At 55.2% G+C, this 16589-nt stretch carries 16 protein-coding genes and 1 other annotated feature; of the genes, 4 read left to right on the top strand and 12 right to left on the bottom strand.

What is annotated here, in order from left to right; translation table 11 throughout:
* Positions 1–2: 2 nt before the first annotated feature.
* From thrB to yjjY, 5 genes are all read right to left on the bottom strand, one after another.
* Entirely contained in the window at positions 3–932 is a 930-nt protein-coding gene (gene thrB, locus KCG39_RS22515) for a homoserine kinase (protein WP_004128739.1), read from the bottom strand.
* Position 933: 1 nt separating this feature from the next.
* Complete coding sequence (gene thrA / locus KCG39_RS22510) at positions 934–3396, bottom strand: bifunctional aspartate kinase/homoserine dehydrogenase I (protein ID WP_112167033.1); 2463 nt, start codon at positions 3394–3396, stop codon at positions 934–936.
* Between the two features lie 25 nt (positions 3397–3421).
* Positions 3422–3539, bottom strand: a sequence feature (Thr leader region).
* Positions 3478–3546: a thr operon leader peptide gene (gene thrL / locus KCG39_RS22505; RefSeq protein WP_004222578.1), complete on the bottom strand. Its 69-nt coding sequence runs from the start codon at positions 3544–3546 to the stop codon at positions 3478–3480. (Overlaps the previous feature by 62 nt.)
* A gap of 212 nt (positions 3547–3758) precedes the next feature.
* Positions 3759–4445 carry a tRNA/rRNA methyltransferase gene (locus tag KCG39_RS22500; protein ID WP_049115930.1) on the bottom strand — a complete coding sequence of 229 codons (687 nt, stop codon included), beginning with the start codon at positions 4443–4445 and terminating at the stop codon, positions 3759–3761.
* 398 nt (positions 4446–4843) lie between these two features.
* A complete protein-coding gene (gene yjjY / locus KCG39_RS22495) occupies positions 4844–4984 on the bottom strand; it encodes a YjjY family protein (protein ID WP_001541509.1) in 141 nt (46 codons plus the stop codon).
* Positions 4985–5079: 95 nt separating this feature from the next.
* Between yjjY and arcA the strand changes: the two genes are divergently transcribed.
* Positions 5080–5796 (top strand): two-component system response regulator ArcA, encoded by a 717-nt coding sequence (arcA, locus tag KCG39_RS22490; protein WP_002887843.1) that lies wholly within the window; start codon positions 5080–5082, stop codon positions 5794–5796.
* Positions 5797–5851: 55 nt separating this feature from the next.
* Here arcA and creD read toward each other — a convergent pair whose 3' ends face one another.
* The 4 genes from creD to creA are packed head-to-tail and all read right to left on the bottom strand — an operon-like array spanning position 5852 to position 9867.
* Positions 5852–7210: a cell envelope integrity protein CreD gene (gene creD, locus KCG39_RS22485; protein ID WP_185910098.1), complete on the bottom strand. Its 1359-nt coding sequence runs from the start codon at positions 7208–7210 to the stop codon at positions 5852–5854.
* 57 nt (positions 7211–7267) lie between these two features.
* Positions 7268–8692 carry a two-component system sensor histidine kinase CreC gene (gene creC, locus KCG39_RS22480; RefSeq protein WP_142445041.1) on the bottom strand — a complete coding sequence of 475 codons (1425 nt, stop codon included), beginning with the start codon at positions 8690–8692 and terminating at the stop codon, positions 7268–7270.
* Positions 8692–9381: a two-component system response regulator CreB gene (creB, locus tag KCG39_RS22475; protein ID WP_004128730.1), complete on the bottom strand. Its 690-nt coding sequence runs from the start codon at positions 9379–9381 to the stop codon at positions 8692–8694. The genes creC and creB overlap by 1 nt, the downstream gene beginning before the upstream one ends.
* Before the next feature lie 12 nt (positions 9382–9393).
* Positions 9394–9867, bottom strand: a complete 474-nt coding sequence (gene creA, locus KCG39_RS22470) for a protein CreA (RefSeq protein WP_004128728.1) — start codon at positions 9865–9867, stop codon at positions 9394–9396.
* 209 nt (positions 9868–10076) lie between these two features.
* Between creA and robA the strand changes: the two genes are divergently transcribed.
* Positions 10077–10946: an MDR efflux pump AcrAB transcriptional activator RobA gene (gene robA, locus KCG39_RS22465; protein WP_004128726.1), complete on the top strand. Its 870-nt coding sequence runs from the start codon at positions 10077–10079 to the stop codon at positions 10944–10946.
* Here the strand turns inward: robA and gpmB are convergent.
* Positions 10943–11590, bottom strand: a complete 648-nt coding sequence (gene gpmB / locus KCG39_RS22460) for a 2,3-diphosphoglycerate-dependent phosphoglycerate mutase GpmB (RefSeq protein ID WP_004128725.1) — start codon at positions 11588–11590, stop codon at positions 10943–10945. The genes robA and gpmB overlap by 4 nt on opposite strands.
* A gap of 114 nt (positions 11591–11704) precedes the next feature.
* Here gpmB and yjjX point away from each other — a divergent pair, with 114 nt between their 5' ends.
* Positions 11705–12220: an inosine/xanthosine triphosphatase gene (yjjX, locus tag KCG39_RS22455; protein ID WP_004128722.1), complete on the top strand. Its 516-nt coding sequence runs from the start codon at positions 11705–11707 to the stop codon at positions 12218–12220.
* Here yjjX and trpR read toward each other — a convergent pair.
* Positions 12207–12539: a trp operon repressor gene (gene trpR, locus KCG39_RS22450; protein WP_004128720.1), complete on the bottom strand. Its 333-nt coding sequence runs from the start codon at positions 12537–12539 to the stop codon at positions 12207–12209. The two genes, yjjX and trpR, sit on opposite strands and share 14 nt — an antisense overlap.
* Positions 12540–12656: 117 nt before the next feature.
* The gene (gene sltY, locus KCG39_RS22445; protein ID WP_004128718.1) at positions 12657–14594 is read right to left on the bottom strand and encodes a murein transglycosylase; all 1938 of its coding nucleotides are present in this window, start codon (positions 14592–14594) and stop codon (positions 12657–12659) included.
* A gap of 273 nt (positions 14595–14867) precedes the next feature.
* Between sltY and ettA the strand changes: the two genes are divergently transcribed.
* Positions 14868–16535, top strand: coding sequence for an energy-dependent translational throttle protein EttA (gene ettA / locus KCG39_RS22440; protein ID WP_014227837.1), 1668 nt, complete (start codon positions 14868–14870; stop codon positions 16533–16535).
* Positions 16536–16589 lie beyond the last annotated feature (54 nt).

Raw genomic sequence — 16589 nt, 5'->3', positions numbered from 1 at the left:
GGTTATCCCACTACTCGAGCGCCCGCCGTGTCCAGCCGGCAAATATGAACGAAGCCTTCCTGATTTTGCAGATAGTGCGTAGCCAGCCAGTCGGCGACGCGCTGCGCGGTTTCCGGTTTATCGCATAATGCGAACAAGGTTGGACCGGAACCGGAAATGCCGCATGCCTGCGCGCCAATTTCCATTGCTGCCTGACGCGCTTCGCTGAAGCCCGGCAGTAGTTTGGTACGATACGGTTCGGCAATCACGTCTTTCATCAATTTCGCCGCCAGCTGAGGCTGGCGGGAATAGCAGGCGTGAATAAAGCCCGCCAGATGACGACCGTGGGCAATACAGTCCTGACGGCGATACTGCGCCGGCAGAATTGCCCGCGCTTCCGCCGTTGAGACCTTAATCCCCGGATAGGCCAGCACCCACAGCCACTCGTCGAAGGCCGGAATCTGCTGACTGATGATGCCGTTTTCCTCAAGCATCAATTGTATCCCGCCCAGATAGCACGGCGCGACGTTATCGTAATGGATACTGCCGGAAATCCGCCCTTCCATCTCCCCCATCAGCGCCAGCATCCGGCTCTCATTGAGCGGCTTGCCGCAAAATTCATTCATCGCCACCAGCGCGGCGACCACGGAACAGGCGCTGGAGCCCAGCCCGGAACCGATCGGCATGTTTTTTTCCAGCGTCATCGCCACCGGAACCTTTTTGCCAATCTCCTGGCAAAAACGCTCCCAGCATTGATAGACGATGTTTTCCTGTGGCGCCGTCGGCAGTTTGCTGGCGAACCGACCCACGTTTTGCAGGCTGAAGCTCGTCGCCGCCTCAACCGAGACGTTGTCCCCTAGCAGAGTGCCATCAACCGGCGTGACCGCCGCGCCCAGCACGTCAAAGCCGACGCTCATATTGGCACTGGAAGCCGGGGCATATACTTTGACCATCTTAAACTCCTAACTTCCATGACAGGGTACGCAGCAGGTCGGCGAATACGCCAGCCGCCGTCACATCGTTCCCCGCGCCATAACCGCGCAGCACCAGCGGCAGCGGCTGGTAATAGTGGCTGTAGAACGCCAGCGCATTCTCGCCGTTTTTCACTTTAAACAGCGGATCGTTGCCATCAACCGCGGCGATTTTGACGCGACAGGTGCCATCCTCTTCGATATTACCGACATAGCGCAAGACCTTACCTTCATCGCGCGCTTTGGCGACCCGCGAGGCAAACTCATCATCCAGAGAAGGCAACCGCGCCATAAAGCTGTCAACATCGCCGCTGGCATCAAACTCCGCCGGCAGCACCGGTTCCACGATAATGTCAGACAGTTCAAGCTCACGCCCGGTTTCACGCGCGAGGATCAGCAACTTACGCGCGACATCAACGCCAGAAAGATCGTCGCGCGGATCCGGTTCGGTATAGCCCATCTCACGCGCCAGCCTGGTCGCCTCAGAAAAGCTCACGCCCTCATCGAGTTTGCCGAAGATAAACGACAGCGAGCCAGACAGAATACCGGAAAAGTGCAGCAGCTCATCGCCCGCGTTCAGCAAATTTTGCAGGTTTTCGATAACCGGCAGCCCCGCGCCGACGTTGGTGTCGTATAAAAACTTACGCCGTGAGCTGCTTGCGGCGTGGCGCAGCTGATGATAGTAATCCAGCGATGAGGTATTGGCCTTTTTGTTCGGCGTGACCACGTGGAACCCTTCGCGCAGGAAATCGGCGTACTGATCGGCCACGGCCTGGCTGGAGGTACAGTCGACAATCACCGGATTCAACAGATGGTACTCTTTCACCAGACGAATGAGTCGGCCCAGATTGAACGACTCTTTGGCTTCCGCCAGCTCGTCGCGCCAGTGTTCAAGGTTCAGGCCGTGTACGTTAGTCAGCAAGGCGCGAGAGTTGGCCACGCCGCAAACGCGCAGGTCGATATGCTTACTCTTCAGCCAGCTCTGCTGGCGTTTGATCTGTTCGATCAACGCACCGCCGACGCCGCCGATGCCAATGACAAACACTTCAATAACCTGATCGGTATTGAACAGCATCTGGTGAGTCACGCGCACGCCGGTGGTGGCGTCATCGTTGCTGACGACAACGGAGATAGAGCGCTCGGAAGAGCCCTGAGCAATAGCGACAATGTTGATATTGGCGCGGGCCAGCGCAGCGAAGAACTTCGCAGAAATTCCGCGCAGCGTGCGCATACCGTCACCAACAACGGATATAATCGCCAGGCGCTCCATTATCGACAGTGGCTCAAGCAGCCCCTCCTTCAGCTCCAGATAAAATTCATCTTCCATCACCCGCTTCGCCCTGGCGCAATCGCTCTGCGGCACGCAGAAGCTGATGCTGTATTCAGAAGAGGACTGGGTAATAAGAACAACGGAGATTCCCGCGCGGGACATGGTGGCGAACACGCGCGCCGCCATGCCAACCATGCCCTTCATCCCCGGACCGGAGACGTTGAACATCGCCATATTATTGAGGTTGGAGATCCCCTTCACCGGCAAATCGTCTTCATCGCTGCTGGCGCCGATAAGCGTACCCGGCGCCTGCGGATTGCCGGTGTTTTTGATTAAACAGGGGATCTGGAACTGGGCGATAGGGGCAATAGTACGCGGGTGCAAAACTTTAGCGCCGAAGTAGGAGAGCTCCATCGCTTCCTGATAGGACATCGACTTCAGCAAACGCGCATCCGGAACCTGACGCGGGTCGCAGGTATAAACACCGTCAACGTCGGTCCAGATCTCGCAGCAGTCGGCGCGCAGGCAGGCGGCCAGCACTGCTGCTGAGTAGTCAGAACCGTTACGCCCCAGCACCACCAGCTCACCTTTTTCGTTACCCGCGGTGAAGCCCGCCATCAGCACCATATGGTCAGCCGGGATCTGGCTGGCGGCAATACGCCGAGTCGACTCGGCGATATCAACGGTGGATTCGAGGTAATGGCCAACGGCAAGCAGTTTTTCAACCGGGTTGATCACCGTGACGTCATGACCGCGCGCTTCCAGCAAGCCTGCCATAATGGCGATAGAGAGCTTTTCTCCCCGGCAAATAAGGGACGCATTAACGCTATCCGGGCACTGCCCAAGCAGACTAATGCCGTGCAGGACGTGTTTGATTTGCGCGAATTCCTGCTCAACAAAAGCTTTCAACGGCGCAAGCGGAAAGCCCGGTTGTGCATCGGCGAGACCTTGCAGAAGTTCGGTGAAAATGCGTTCGGCATCGGCGATATTGGTCAGCGCATCCTGCCCGCCAATGGTTTTTTCGATCATCGCAACCAGATGGTTAGTGATCTTCGCCGGGGCAGATAGTACGGTCGCTACCTGCCCCTGCCTGGCATTACTCTCCAGAATATCGGCAACACGCAGAAAACGTTCTGCATTTGCCACTGATGTACCGCCGAACTTCAACACACGCATGGTTATGACCCCTTGATTTTTTATCGAAAAAAAAGCCCGCACTGTTCAGGTGCGGGCTTTTTTCTGTGTTTCCTGTACGCGTCAGCCCGCACCGTTACCTGTGGTAATAGTGGTGGTGATAATCGTGGTGATCATGCCGATGCGATTCATGGATGTTGTGTACTCTGTAATTTTTATCTGTCTGTGTCCTGTGCCTATATTGGTTAAAGTATCTGTCGACTTAAGTCAACGAATTTCTACTTTTGGCCCATTTTTTCACACCTGGCCAATACGCCATGGCCGCCTGATAATTCATCCGCATCTGCGCATCAGGAGGCCAATAATTAGCACATAAGACCATATGAAAATGGTATGACAGAACTTTAACCTGGAAGGTTTTTTTCAATATCGTGCAGTAAACGATGCAGCATGGCAGTATCCCTCTGCTGCAAAAGACCCATTCGCTGCTGGAGCCAGTCGGTCAGTTTTATATCGTCACCCACGCCGAGGCGCTCGAGCAGATCGCGAGTGCGAAGGCGTAGCGCCTGCAGCTGATTGTCATCCACGCTAGCGGATGTTGGCGGGGTATTCTGCAACAACGAGGTCAGCTGATAACAATAGACCATCACCGACTGCCCCAGATTGAGCGAGGGATAGTCAGCCACCATCTGCACGCCGCTCAGCACATCGGCAAGGGCCAGCTCTTCGTTGGTTAACCCGGAATCTTCCCGGCCAAACACCAGCGCGGCATGATGCATCCATTGCGCTTTTTCTTCCAGCAGCGGCAAGAGCTGCTGCGGCGTCGCGTAGTAGTGAAAACGCGCCCGGCTACGGGCGGTAGTGGCGACGGTAAAATCGACATCGTGCAGCGCCTGCTCAAGCGTGGCATAAGTTTTAACATTGTCGAGGATCTCGCCAGAACCGTGCGCGACCCAGCGCGCCGCAGGCTGCAAATGAGCATCGCTATCGACGATACGCATATCGCTAAACCCCATGGTTTTCATCGCTCTGGCTGCCGCGCCCACGTTTTCTGCCCGCGCCGGGGAGACTAATACAATTGATAAACGCATTTGGTTTCTCTTTTACTTTTTAGGCGGCGGGAATGACGATTTTTCCCTTCATATTACGCGCCGTGAATTTACAAATTTGCAACAAAAATCACTAAATTTGAGCTTTATCACCCATAAAAAAAACTAAACTATTCCCAAGGCACCGTGTCACAGAGTATGTTAACAGAACAGCTTTATCCGTATGTTTGGCAATGAAATTTATGTCCGAATACGTTTTTAGGCTTTGGATTCATCACGTTTATTATTTTCTTAGCGTAACTAATTGCGCATGATATGAATTGTGACGATGAATCCCGTTTAGATGCAATGATTTCACAAGACTGTTAACGTGCTACAATTGAACTTGATATATGTCAACGAAGCGTAGTTTTATTGGGTGTCATGCCTCACTTAGCCTGTTATGTTGCTGTTAAAATGGTTAGGATGACAGCCGTTTTTGACACCGTCGGGTCCAGAGGGAAAGTACCCACGACCAAGCTAATGATGTTGTTGACGTTGATGGAAAGTGCATCAAGAACGCAATTACGTACTTTAGTCATGTTACGCCGGGCATGTTAATTTGCGACATGCACCAGGCAGGTCAGGGACTTTGGTACTTCCTGTTTCGATTTAGTTGGCAATTTAGGTAGCAAACATGCAGACCCCGCACATTCTTATCGTTGAAGACGAGTTGGTAACACGCAACACGTTAAAAAGTATTTTCGAAGCAGAAGGTTATGATGTATTCGAAGCGACCGATGGCGCGGAAATGCATCAGATCCTGTCTGAAAATGATATCAACCTGGTGATCATGGATATCAACCTGCCAGGCAAAAATGGTCTCCTGTTAGCACGCGAGCTGCGTGAGCAGGCGGACGTCGCGCTGATGTTCCTCACCGGCCGCGATAACGAAGTGGATAAAATCCTTGGCCTCGAAATCGGTGCCGATGATTATATCACTAAACCTTTCAACCCACGTGAACTGACGATTCGCGCGCGCAACCTGCTCTCCCGTACCATGAACCTTGGTACCGTGAGCGAAGAACGCCGTAGCGTAGAAAGCTATAAGTTCAACGGTTGGGAGCTGGATATCAATAGCCGTTCGCTGGTTAGCCCTAATGGTGAGCAGTACAAGCTGCCGCGCAGTGAATTCCGCGCCATGCTGCACTTCTGCGAAAATCCGGGCAAAATCCAGTCGCGTGCGGAACTGCTGAAGAAAATGACCGGCCGTGAGCTGAAGCCGCACGACCGCACCGTGGACGTAACCATCCGTCGCATTCGTAAGCATTTTGAATCCACTCCGGATACCCCGGAAATTATCGCCACCATCCATGGCGAGGGGTACCGCTTCTGTGGAGATCTGCAGGAATAACACCGTTTTTCTTGCTGTCATAACGTAAAAACGGCGCAATTCGCGCCGTTTTTTTTTATTTCCAGATCCTCAGCTTATCGCCATCATCACCGTCTTCGGGCAGTCTCTCTTTTGGCTTCGGGAGAGATAGCGTGTACCAGTCAACGCGACGCGTCAGGAACATCAGCGCGCTGAGCGCCAGCAGTAGTACTCCCGTCCCCAATAACAGCGCGCTATCTTCTGAACGCAATAGCATCCACATAACGCCATCCAGCAGCAGTAATGCGCAGACAAAAAGAAAGCTGCTACGCCATCCCTTCAGCACCGCGTGCAGATAAACCCCATTGATCAGCGCCCCTATCAGGCTGGCAACGATCCAGGACGGCGTAAAGCCAATATGCTCGGACAGGGCCAGTAATATCAGATAGAACATCACCAGTGACAAACCCACCAGCAGATACTGCATCGGGTGTAAACGGCACTGAGAAAGGCTCTCAAAAACGAAAAACGCCATAAACGTAAGTGAGATTAATAGAATGGCATACTTTGTCGCCCTATCGGTCAGCTGGTACCGATCGGCTGGCGTCGTAACGTTAACGTTGAAAGCGGGCAGTTGACGCCACTCAATCTCGCGATCGTCCATAAAAAACCGGGCCATATTGTTCGCAAACCAGCTACTCTGCCAGCGGGCGCTATAACCTGATGGGGAAACCTCACGACTAACCGGGAGAAAATCGCCCAGGAAACCAGGATGCGCCCAGTTACTGGTCAGCTGTAATTGGCTATTGCGTCCGAGCGGCGCGACTGAGAAGCTTCCGGTTCCGTTCAGGTTGAGTGTGAATTCAACATCCAGCGTTTTTTGTTGGGGAGTTAACAGCGGCATTGGCATATGAATTCCCTCTCCGCTGCCGCTGATACCGATTCCGGGTTCCACCGGCAGCGCCTCTCCATTAATTTTCGGGGCAATAATGGTGCCAATCCCGCGTGCATCGCTAACGCCGACCACCATAACCGGTTTACCTAACGTAATATTATCTTTTCTGAGTTCAGCCAGACGGGAAACATCAAATTGCGCCTTAATACCCAGATCGTTGTGCCAGATTTGGCCTTCATAAATCCCTATTTTTCTGGATTCAACGTTCTGTTTTCCGGCTATCGCCAGCGACTCAGGTAACCAGTAATGCAGCCAGTGACGTTGATATGTCACCTCTTTTTTATCCTCAATGCGGGTCAATACCTCGGTCACGGGAATGGCGATCAGCGGCCCGACCAATTTCTGCGATCCGCTGGTACTGCTCTCCAGAGCCTCAATGACTTCGCTGCGATAATCCGCGCGTTCAACGATCAGCTGCCGGACGATCATCAGCGGGATCGATAACAGTAAAATACACCCCAGCAGGGTGCTCATTTTCCAGAATAGTGGTGATTTCAACATAGCCCTCTCCTTAGTGATACGCTTACCTTAAAGGGGCTATGTGGGGAGAATTTGAAGCTATGTGAAGTGAGCGTGAAGTCTCAGCAAAGCGCACACGCCGCCCTCCGGGCGATTAACCAGCTCGATATCGCCCTGATGCAGGCGCGCAACTTCACGAACAAACGCCAGCCCCAGGCCGCTGCTTTTTTGGCCATTATCACGAGGCAGAGAATAGAAACGTTCGAAAACACGCCCCAGCGCGTAGTCGGGAATACCGCTTCCCGTATCGCATACGGTTAATCGCACGCCGCCATCACGTTCTTCCGCGCCAAGGACAATCACCCCTTCAGCAGGAGTAAAATCGATAGCATTATCAAGTAGATTGCCCAATGCCTGCGCCAGGAGCTCACCATCACCCTCTACCGTCAGGGGCGTTTCCTGCCAGCGTAGTGTGAGGTTTTTCGCCACCAGCGCGATGTCGCGCTCCTCGGCCAGACGACGAAAAAGCGCAGCGACGGAGACGGGACGCTGGGCGATCTCCAGCCGATTCTCCAGCCGGGCCTGCTGAAGTAAATTTTCCACCAGCGACTGCATTCGCGCATTCTGCGCCAGGATATTGCGGGTAAAACGCGCGGCGACCTCAGGCGGAGGCGCCTCCCGGAGAATTTCTGCCGCGCCGCGAATCGCCGCTAGCGGGCTCTTCAGTTCATGGGTCAGCGCATAAACGTAGTTCTCAATTGCGTTCTTACCTTCAAGTTTAAGGCGCATACTTTCCAGCGCCTGCGCCAGCTTGCGCAGTTCGCTGCTGCCCGTGTCCGGCAACGGAAGCGGACGGTCAGCGGTCACGGAGTCGGCGTAGCGAACCAGCTTGCCGATGGAAAAGTTAATCCACCATACCATCGCAACGCCGATCAGTAGCGCGATCCCCAGCAGCGCCCCTCCGGCCCACAGAATACGCCGCTCGCTGCGTTTGATGACCGGCGCCATGGCCAGATTGGGTTTTCCGACGCTGAGCACGCCAATGATTCGACCATTATCCATCACCGGCGCGGCAATATACATCACCGAGCTACTATCATCGTCTGGATCGCTGCGCGTGCTGCGCGCCCCGTATTGTCCGCGTAAAGTGAGCCAGACATCGTTCCAGCGCGAATAGTCTTGCCCCAGCGCATTGCCCGCGGAATCAAATACCACCTTGCCCTGCGCATCGGTCATATAGACGTGATATTCGTTGCGAACTTTATTAATGCCGGCAATGTTGGCATTGATCGGCTGGCGATGCAGCGTTTGAAAAGCCTGGGCCAGGCGCCCATGCTGGGGATTGGCGGAAAGTAAATCCTCACGGGCCAGCCCGGCAAGCAGGGCCGCCGTATCAATCAGCGTTCCTTCCGTTGCGCGCCGAACACCGGGTTTAATCTCCTGAACGAAGATAGAAAGCACAAACCAGGCAGCAATCGCCACTATCAAAAAGTAGCCCATCAGCAGCCGCATACCGATGCGCATCAGAAGCCTCCAAGGCTGTATCCCATACCGCGGTGCGTATTGATCGGAGAGAGATCGGGATTCACTTCTCGCAGCTTAGCGCGCAGCGTTTTGATATGGGTATCAACGGTACGGTCGAAGCTCTCGTTCGCGTCGCCCCATACTTGCTCCAGCAGCAGCTGGCGGGAAAAAATGCGCCCAGGAGAATGAAGTAGCGTTTTTAATAATAAAAACTCATAGCGGGTCAGATTCAGACCCTGGCCGCACCACGTGACCTGAGCCGCGGCGTCATTCAATGTGAACTCCCCCACGCGCAAAAGCGGTGAAGGGGCGGCGAATTTCTGCAGCCGCCGCAGGACAGTGCGAACCCTGGCACAAACTTCACGGGGAGAAAATGGCTTGGCGATATAATCATCAGCGCCGATTTCCAGGCCGAGCAGCTTATCCACCTCTTCGCTGCGGGCCGTCAGGAACAGCACCGGCAGCGCAGGATAGCGGGCCAGCAGTCGGCGACATAGCTCAAACCCGCTGATATCAGGCAGGCCGACGTCAAGAATCGCGAGGTCGGGTTGGTGATGATGCGCCGCGTCCAGCGCAGGGAGTCCGCGCTCGAACGCCGTAACGATAAATCCTTCTTGTTGCAGCATGTAGACGAGCGTATCCGCGATACTCATCTCATCTTCCACCAACCAGATCCGCGGTTGTTGCATCGGCGTTCCCTGTTATTTATTCCATGGCATAATCGGCACGGCGCTAAGCGCATTTTTCGGCGAGCCATCGACGATTTTATCCGAATAGGTCAAATAGATCAGCGCATTGCGTTTGGCATCGTAAAAACGCACGACCTGCAGCTTTTTAAATACCAGCGAGGTGCGTTTCTGGAACACCACATCGCCCTGAGTTTTACCGTTTTTGATTTTATCCGTCAGCTCAATCGGCCCCACCTGCTGACAGGAAATTGCGGCATCGGAGGTATCCTCCGCCAGTCCTAACCCGCCTTTAATTCCTCCGGTTTTCGCCCGGCTGATGTAGCACGTGACGTTCTGGACATCCGGGTCGTCAAAGGCCTCGACGACGATTTTATGATCCGGCCCAAGGAACTTAAATACGGTATCCACAGAGCCGATTTGTTCCGCCTGCGCCACCTGGCAGCCCGCCAGCAAAAGCATTCCTGCCACTAACTTCTTGTATTTCATATTGTTACCATTCTTAAAAATTTAGCTGAGTGATTATCACATATTAAGAAGAAAAGTTTTATAGATCACAGCTTTACAAAATTACCACCAGAACTTCTGGAATAATCGCATTTAAAAGCAAAAAAAACACTGAATGCTAAAACATCAAAAAATGCTATTATCCGCTACCTTTAGTATCAGGCACCTGAGTTTAAGGATGGGGATATTTTATGGATCAAGCAGGGATTATTCGCGATCTCCTTAGCTGGCTGGAAGGTCACCTGGATCAGCCTCTCTCACTGGACAATGTGGCAGCGAAGGCGGGCTATTCCAAGTGGCATCTGCAAAGAATGTTCAAGGACGTGACCGGCCATGCTATCGGTGCCTATATTCGCGCCCGTCGCTTATCTAAGTCGGCGGTTGCCCTACGCCTGACCGCGCGTCCGATTCTTGATATTGCGCTACAGTATCGCTTTGACTCGCAGCAGACTTTTACTCGCGCCTTTAAAAAGCAGTTTTCGTTGACGCCAGCCCTCTACCGACGCTCTCCAGACTGGAGCTCCTACGGTATGCGCCCTCCGCTGCGTCTGGGCGAGTTCACCATGCCGCACTATGAATTCGTCACGCTGAATACCACTCAGCTGGTCGGCGTCACCCAGAGCTACACCTGTAAGCTCGAGGAGATCTCCGATTTCCGTAATCAGATGCGCGTCCAGTTCTGGCGTGAATTCCTCGCCAATACGCCATCGATTCCCCCGACGCTATACGGTCTGCATGAGCCGCGTCCTAGCCTCGATAAAGACGATGAGCAGGAGGTGTTTTACACCACCGCGCTGACGCCGGAGCTGGCAAACGGCCACCTGCATAACGCCCATCCGGTGATACTGGAAGGCGGCGAATACGTGATGTTTACCTACGAAGGATTGGGCACCGGGTTGCAGGAGTTTATTCTGACGGTTTACGGCACCTGCATGCCGATGCTTAACCTCACCCGTCGTAAGGGCCTGGATATCGAACGTTTCTTCCCGGAAGATGAAAGCCGGAATCAGGAACCGCCTATTCAGCTGCGCTGCGAATACCTGATCCCGATTCGTCGTTAACGCTGTAGCTCATCCATCGCGGGGGCATCGAGATGCGACACATCCCCCGCGGTTTCCACCACCCATCCCGACGCCAGCCAGGGACTTTGCTGGTAGTCAACGCGGGAAATAGAGCAGTTGCGTAGACGCAGGCGACGCTCCGCGTAAGCGGGCAGACCAAGAATCGTACTCACCAGACATCCCAGCGCCATCCCATGGCTCACCAGCAGCGGTCGGCTACCCGCGGGCAATTCCAGACAAGACGTCAGCGCCGCGTGCATACGCTCGCTCAGCTCCTGCATTGACTCCCCCTGCGGGATACGCCCGTCGGGCGTGCCGTTAACCAGCTGTCGACGCCAACCCTCCTCTTCTTCGCTCAGCGAGTCGATATGGCGCTTTTCAAGCACGCCCATATCCAGCTCACGCAAGCGCGAATCGGTCACGACGCTGCATCCGCAGGCTTCAGCGATGATTTCCGCGGTACGGCGCGTCCGGCCTAAATCGCTGGCGATAATATGCGTAATCCCCAACGTTCTGGCGCGCTCGCCCACCTGCCAGGCCTGACGCTCACCGTGGGCGGTAAGCGGGCTGTCGGACTGGCCCTGAATACGTCGCTCGGCGTTCCACTGCGTTTCACCGTGGCGAACAAGGTATACCTGTAACATGCTTTATTATCCGTTCTGAGCTCTTAACCCTCGAGCTACAAGCATAGCCGCCTGCAGCAAGAATGATTTGGAGTATACTGCGATGATGTTTAGTAATTCTGAGTTGTTTTGATTATGCACCATGTTGTCTCAGCTACCACTAATCCCGCCAAAATTCAGGCAATTCTGCAGGCTTTTAACGAGATCTTCGGCGAAGGATCCTGCCACATTGAGTCCGTCTCCGTCGAGAGCGGCGTGCCGGAACAGCCCTTTGGCAGCGACGAAACGCGCGCTGGCGCACGAAATCGCGTGGCTAACGCGCGTCGCGCACGGCCAAACGCGGACTTCTGGGTCGCCATTGAAGCCGGAATCGACGAAGGCAGCACCTTTAGCTGGGTGACGATCGACGACGGCAACCTGCGCGGCGAAGCGCGCTCGGCGACCCTGCCGCTACCGCGGGTCATTCTTGAAAAAGTCCAGGCAGGAGAAGCCCTGGGGCCGGTGATGTCTCAGCATACCGGCATCGATGAAATTGGCCGCAAAGAGGGCGCTATCGGCGTATTCACGGCCGGAAAACTGACGCGCAGCAGCGTTTATCATCAGGCCGTCGTGCTGGCGCTAAGCCCGTTCCATAACGCTATTTACCGCTAGCGTTAATCAACGCCTGTTCCAGCCACAGACGCAGCTCCGCCGGGGCCGATTTGAGGCTGTTCGAACCGCGGGTAATGGTGGCGATCCCGGCGCCGAGTTCATTTTTCAGCTCGCGCTGGCTCATCTCGCCGCGCAGCAACTCTTCAATGATGCGCACCCGCGTGCCGAGCGCCTCGCGCTCGTCGGGCGTCAGCATGAGCTGTAAAAGCGGCAGATGGAGGTCGTCGGCGTACGCTTGCTGCAGGAGGGCGACAAAACGCAGCCACTCCTGATGACGCTGTTCGGCCACGGCCGCTGAATAGGGGGATTGTTGGGTCATGTTACGCCACCTGTCGAATGTACTCACTAACGAGTACAAAGCATAACATACTTCTGTCCGGACTCTACGGGTTTCGGGCAACATCGCGAAATACGATGTTGCCCGAAGGAGGCTGTATTAATAGCGCAGCTTCCATTCCGCATCGCTCAGCAGCGTGTCTTTCTGGCCCATAAAATAGCGATAGTAGGCATCATAGGACAGAACGTTTTTCACATAGCCGCGCGTTTCAGAGAACGGAATGCTCTCGATAAACGCCACCGCGTCAATGCGTCCGCCGCTGTTGCCCCGCCAGGTGCGCACTCGCCCAGGACCAGCGTTATAGGCCGCAGAGGCGAAGATTCGGTTATTGCCAAACTGCTGATAAACATATTGCAGATAGCTGGTACCAATGTTGATGTTCATTTCCGGATCCAGTAGCTGCGATGGACCGTTATAGCCGGGAATATTGAACATGCTCACCGTATGCGTTGCCGTACCCGGCATAATCTGCATCAGACCGCGGGCGCCAACCGGTGAACCGGCTTTCGGATTCCAGGCGCTCTCCTGACGCGCGATGGCCATCGCGTAGCTTTGCGGAATATCTTTACCGCTGATATAGCGGGTAAAAAGGTCGTTATAGGCCAACGGGAAACGCTCTTCCAGCTGATCCCATAGTTTTCCGGCGATGGTAGCCTGGACGCTCAGATCCCACCAGTCCTGATTAAACGCGTAACGAGCCAGCTGCGCCTGCTGATCTTTGGTTTTGCTGGTGACCAGATTTGCCCACTCGCTGCGGGCGGTATTATCCATATTCCAGTACATCAGCTCGCGGACCCGCGCCATTTCCGGCCCCGAGGTCAACGCCGGATCGAGGTTCGCCGGGGCTTTGTCGATGCGGAAAGTGTACTCCTCGCCCAGGCGCTGGGCAGCGACCATCGGATAGAAGCCGCGCTGCTGCATCAACGAACGGAGAATATCTTTCGCTTCGTCATCGCGTCCGCGCTCCAGCAGCAGATCGGCCTGCCAATAGCGCCATTCGTCCTTCTCTTTCGCCTCCATCGGCAAACGCGCCAGCCAGGTGTTCAGGCCACGCCGATCCCCAAGCCCCAGCGCCATACGTACCCTGCGCTCCACCAGCGAGGTGGATTGCGAACGCATAATGGCGTCGTCGCGCCAGATGGCCTGCTCTTCGGTCACGTCGCTGCCCATCAGGCGCCAGGCGACAATATCCCGCAGCTCCTGAATCTGATCTTCATTGAGCTGCTGCGCCTGCGCTAATGAGGGGATCATCAGGCGCGCGTTTTCCACATCCTGCCGGGCAACGCTGGCAAACGCGACTGCCGCCATCTGGCGGGTGAAATCCGTCGCACCGGTTGTGCGGGCGAAGGTCATCACGCTATTGGGATCGTTAGCCAACGCGATGACCGCCGTCGAAATGGTTTGATAATCGGCAGGCATCTGCTGGGCCAGGACCCGTACCAGACTGGTATTACCCGCTTTCATCGCCAGGCGAATGCGTTCAAGGTAGGCCAGCGGATCCTGCTGGCCGGAGGCGCGCCAGGCGCCAAATAGCTGGTCACAGGCGTTTGGCTGGCTTTTGCCGCTCAGCCACAGCGCTTTCGCCCCGTCCCAGGCCTCCTGAGCCTGGCCGACGTTCCACTTCGCATAGTAGTAATTGCACTGCGCCTCGGTGCCGGTCGGCTTATCCGGGCTGAAGGCCAGCAGGCCGCGCCAGTCGCTGCGGCGCGCCAGTTCGTTGACGAACCGTGATTTCAGCGAACGCGCAGGAGGCAGCGTAGGGTTGGCGGCGATAAAATTGGTCACCACCAGCGCAGGTTGGTTCATCAGATCATCGGTAATCTGCCGGTACTGGAGATAAGGATAGAGCGGATAGGTCGTTAGCGTGGGCATCAGCTGATTGACGACATCCATTTGTCGACTGTCCCACGCCTGTTTAACTTGAGCATAGCGGCTGCGCTGTTCATCCAGTGAATCCGCATGCGCCAGTTGGCTTAACGTCAGCAGACTTACGCCGGCGGCCAGAAGACGCCACGTCACAGTTTTGGCTTTTTCCACAAGCTCTTCCTCTATTCAGATACACCACAACAGCATCATGCCGCGGGCAAAAATTTCAGGTATTACGTAGATATGCTAATCAGACAACGCGAATCGCGCCACGTCCCGGACATTTTTTTACGCTTTTGTGAATCCCATCGCCTCGCTGGGATTAAAGCGCGAAAAAGGCTACACTTCGCCTTTGAAAACTATTCACTACCCTACTCAAAATCATTCTGGCTGCATCAAGCTAGCCTGAGGGATGAAGAGTATATAAAAGAGGCGAAGTCCAACGTGGCTCAATTCGTTTATACCATGCATCGTGTCGGCAAAGTGGTTCCGCCGAAACGTCATATTCTGAAAAATATCTCCCTGAGCTTTTTCCCGGGCGCAAAAATCGGCGTTCTCGGCCTGAACGGCGCCGGTAAGTCGACCCTGCTGCGTATTATGGCCGGCATCGATACCGATATCGAAGGCGAAGCGCGTCCGCAGCCAGGTCTGAAAATCGGCTATCTGCCACAGGAGCCGCAGCTCAATCCGGAGCAGACCGTACGTGAGTCGGTTGAAGAAGCGGTGGCCGAAGTGGTCAATGCGCTGAAAGGCCTGGACGAGGTGTACGCCAAATACGCGGAGCCGGATGCCGACTTTGATAAGCTCGCCGCTCAGCAGGGCAAGTTCGAAGAGATTATCCAGGCGCACGATGGCCATAACCTGAACGTCCAGCTTGAGCGCGCGGCGGATGCCCTGCGTCTGCCGGACTGGGACGCGAAAATCGCCAATCTGTCCGGTGGTGAGCGCCGCCGCGTCGCGCTGTGCCGCCTGCTGCTGGAAAAGCCAGACATGCTGCTGCTCGACGAACCAACCAACCACCTGGACGCAGAGTCCGTGGCCTGGCTGGAACGCTTCCTGCACGACTTCGAAGGCACCGTGGTGGCGATCACCCACGACCGTTACTTCCTCGATAACGTCGCCGGCTGGATCCTTGAGCTGGACCGCGGCGAAGGTATTCCGTGGGAAGGTAACTACTCCTCCTGGCTGGAGCAGAAAGATCAGCGTCTGGCGCAGGAAGCATCTCAGGAAGCGGCGCGCCGTAAGTCAATCGAGAAAGAGCTGGAGTGGGTCCGTCAGGGCGCGAAAGGCCGTCAGTCTAAGGGCAAAGCCCGTCTGGCGCGCTTTGAAGAGCTTAACAACGTCGAGTACCAGAAGCGTAACGAGACCAACGAACTGTTTATTCCACCAGGCGCACGTCTGGGAGATAAAGTGGTTGAAGTTAGCAACCTGCGTAAGTCCTATGGCGACCGCCTGCTGATTGACGACCTGAGCTTCTCGGTACCGAAAGGCGCTATCGTCGGCATCATCGGTCCTAACGGCGCGGGTAAATCGACCCTGTTCCGCATGATGTCCGGTCAGGAACAGCCTGATGCCGGTTCAATCACCCTGGGTGAAACCGTCAAGCTGGCCTCCGTCGATCAGTTCCGCGACGCCATGGACAACAGCAAAACCGTATGGGAAGAAGTTTCCGGCGGGCTGGATATCATGAAAATTGGCAACACCGAGATGCCAAGCCGCGCCTACGTGGGCCGCTTTAACTTCAAAGGCGTTGACCAGGGCAAGCGCGTTGGCGAGCTGTCCGGCGGTGAGCGCGGCCGTCTGCATCTGGCGAAGCTGCTGCAGGTGGGCGGTAACGTCCTGCTGCTCGATGAACCGACCAACGACCTGGATATCGAAACCCTGCGCGCGCTGGAAAACGCCCTGCTGGAGTTCCCGGGCTGCGCGATGGTCATCTCGCACGACCGTTGGTTCCTCGACCGTATCGCGACCCATATTCTGGACTACCAGGATGAAGGTAAGGTGGAGTTCTTCGAAGGTAACTTTACCGAATACGAAGAGTATAAGAAACGCACCCTCGGCGCCGATGCGCTGGAGCCGAAGCGTATCAAGTACAAACGTATCGCGAAATAAAAGCAAAAGGGCAACGCAGGTTGCCCTTTTTGGTGGTTGCTCCTCACCCTGTGG

Origin of the sequence: Klebsiella pasteurii, assembly GCF_018139045.1 — a bacterium.
Lineage (GTDB): Bacteria > Pseudomonadota > Gammaproteobacteria > Enterobacterales > Enterobacteriaceae > Klebsiella > Klebsiella grimontii.
Note: the sequence above shows the minus strand (reverse complement) of the source record. Positions and strands in the feature narration are given on the sequence as shown.

What these genes read in the sequence shown, in the direction of transcription:
- thrB (WP_004128739.1), bottom strand. Translation starts at nt 932, where the DNA reads ATGGTCAAAGTATATGCCCCGGCTTCCAGTGCCAATATGAGCGTCGGC.
- creC (WP_142445041.1), bottom strand. Translation starts at nt 8,692, where the DNA reads ATGCGCATCGGTATGCGGCTGCTGATGGGCTACTTTTTGATAGTGGCG.
- creD (WP_185910098.1), bottom strand. Translation starts at nt 7,210, where the DNA reads ATGTTGAAATCACCACTATTCTGGAAAATGAGCACCCTGCTGGGGTGT.
- creB (WP_004128730.1), bottom strand. Translation starts at nt 9,381, where the DNA reads ATGCAACAACCGCGGATCTGGTTGGTGGAAGATGAGATGAGTATCGCG.
- gpmB (WP_004128725.1), bottom strand. Translation starts at nt 11,590, where the DNA reads ATGTTACAGGTATACCTTGTTCGCCACGGTGAAACGCAGTGGAACGCC.
- thrA (WP_112167033.1), bottom strand. Translation starts at nt 3,396, where the DNA reads ATGCGTGTGTTGAAGTTCGGCGGTACATCAGTGGCAAATGCAGAACGT.
- arcA (WP_002887843.1), top strand. Translation starts at nt 5,080, where the DNA reads ATGCAGACCCCGCACATTCTTATCGTTGAAGACGAGTTGGTAACACGC.
- robA (WP_004128726.1), top strand. Translation starts at nt 10,077, where the DNA reads ATGGATCAAGCAGGGATTATTCGCGATCTCCTTAGCTGGCTGGAAGGT.
- yjjY (WP_001541509.1), bottom strand. Translation starts at nt 4,984, where the DNA reads ATGACTAAAGTACGTAATTGCGTTCTTGATGCACTTTCCATCAACGTC.
- KCG39_RS22500 (WP_049115930.1), bottom strand. Translation starts at nt 4,445, where the DNA reads ATGCGTTTATCAATTGTATTAGTCTCCCCGGCGCGGGCAGAAAACGTG.
- yjjX (WP_004128722.1), top strand. Translation starts at nt 11,705, where the DNA reads ATGCACCATGTTGTCTCAGCTACCACTAATCCCGCCAAAATTCAGGCA.
- creA (WP_004128728.1), bottom strand. Translation starts at nt 9,867, where the DNA reads ATGAAATACAAGAAGTTAGTGGCAGGAATGCTTTTGCTGGCGGGCTGC.
- trpR (WP_004128720.1), bottom strand. Translation starts at nt 12,539, where the DNA reads ATGACCCAACAATCCCCCTATTCAGCGGCCGTGGCCGAACAGCGTCAT.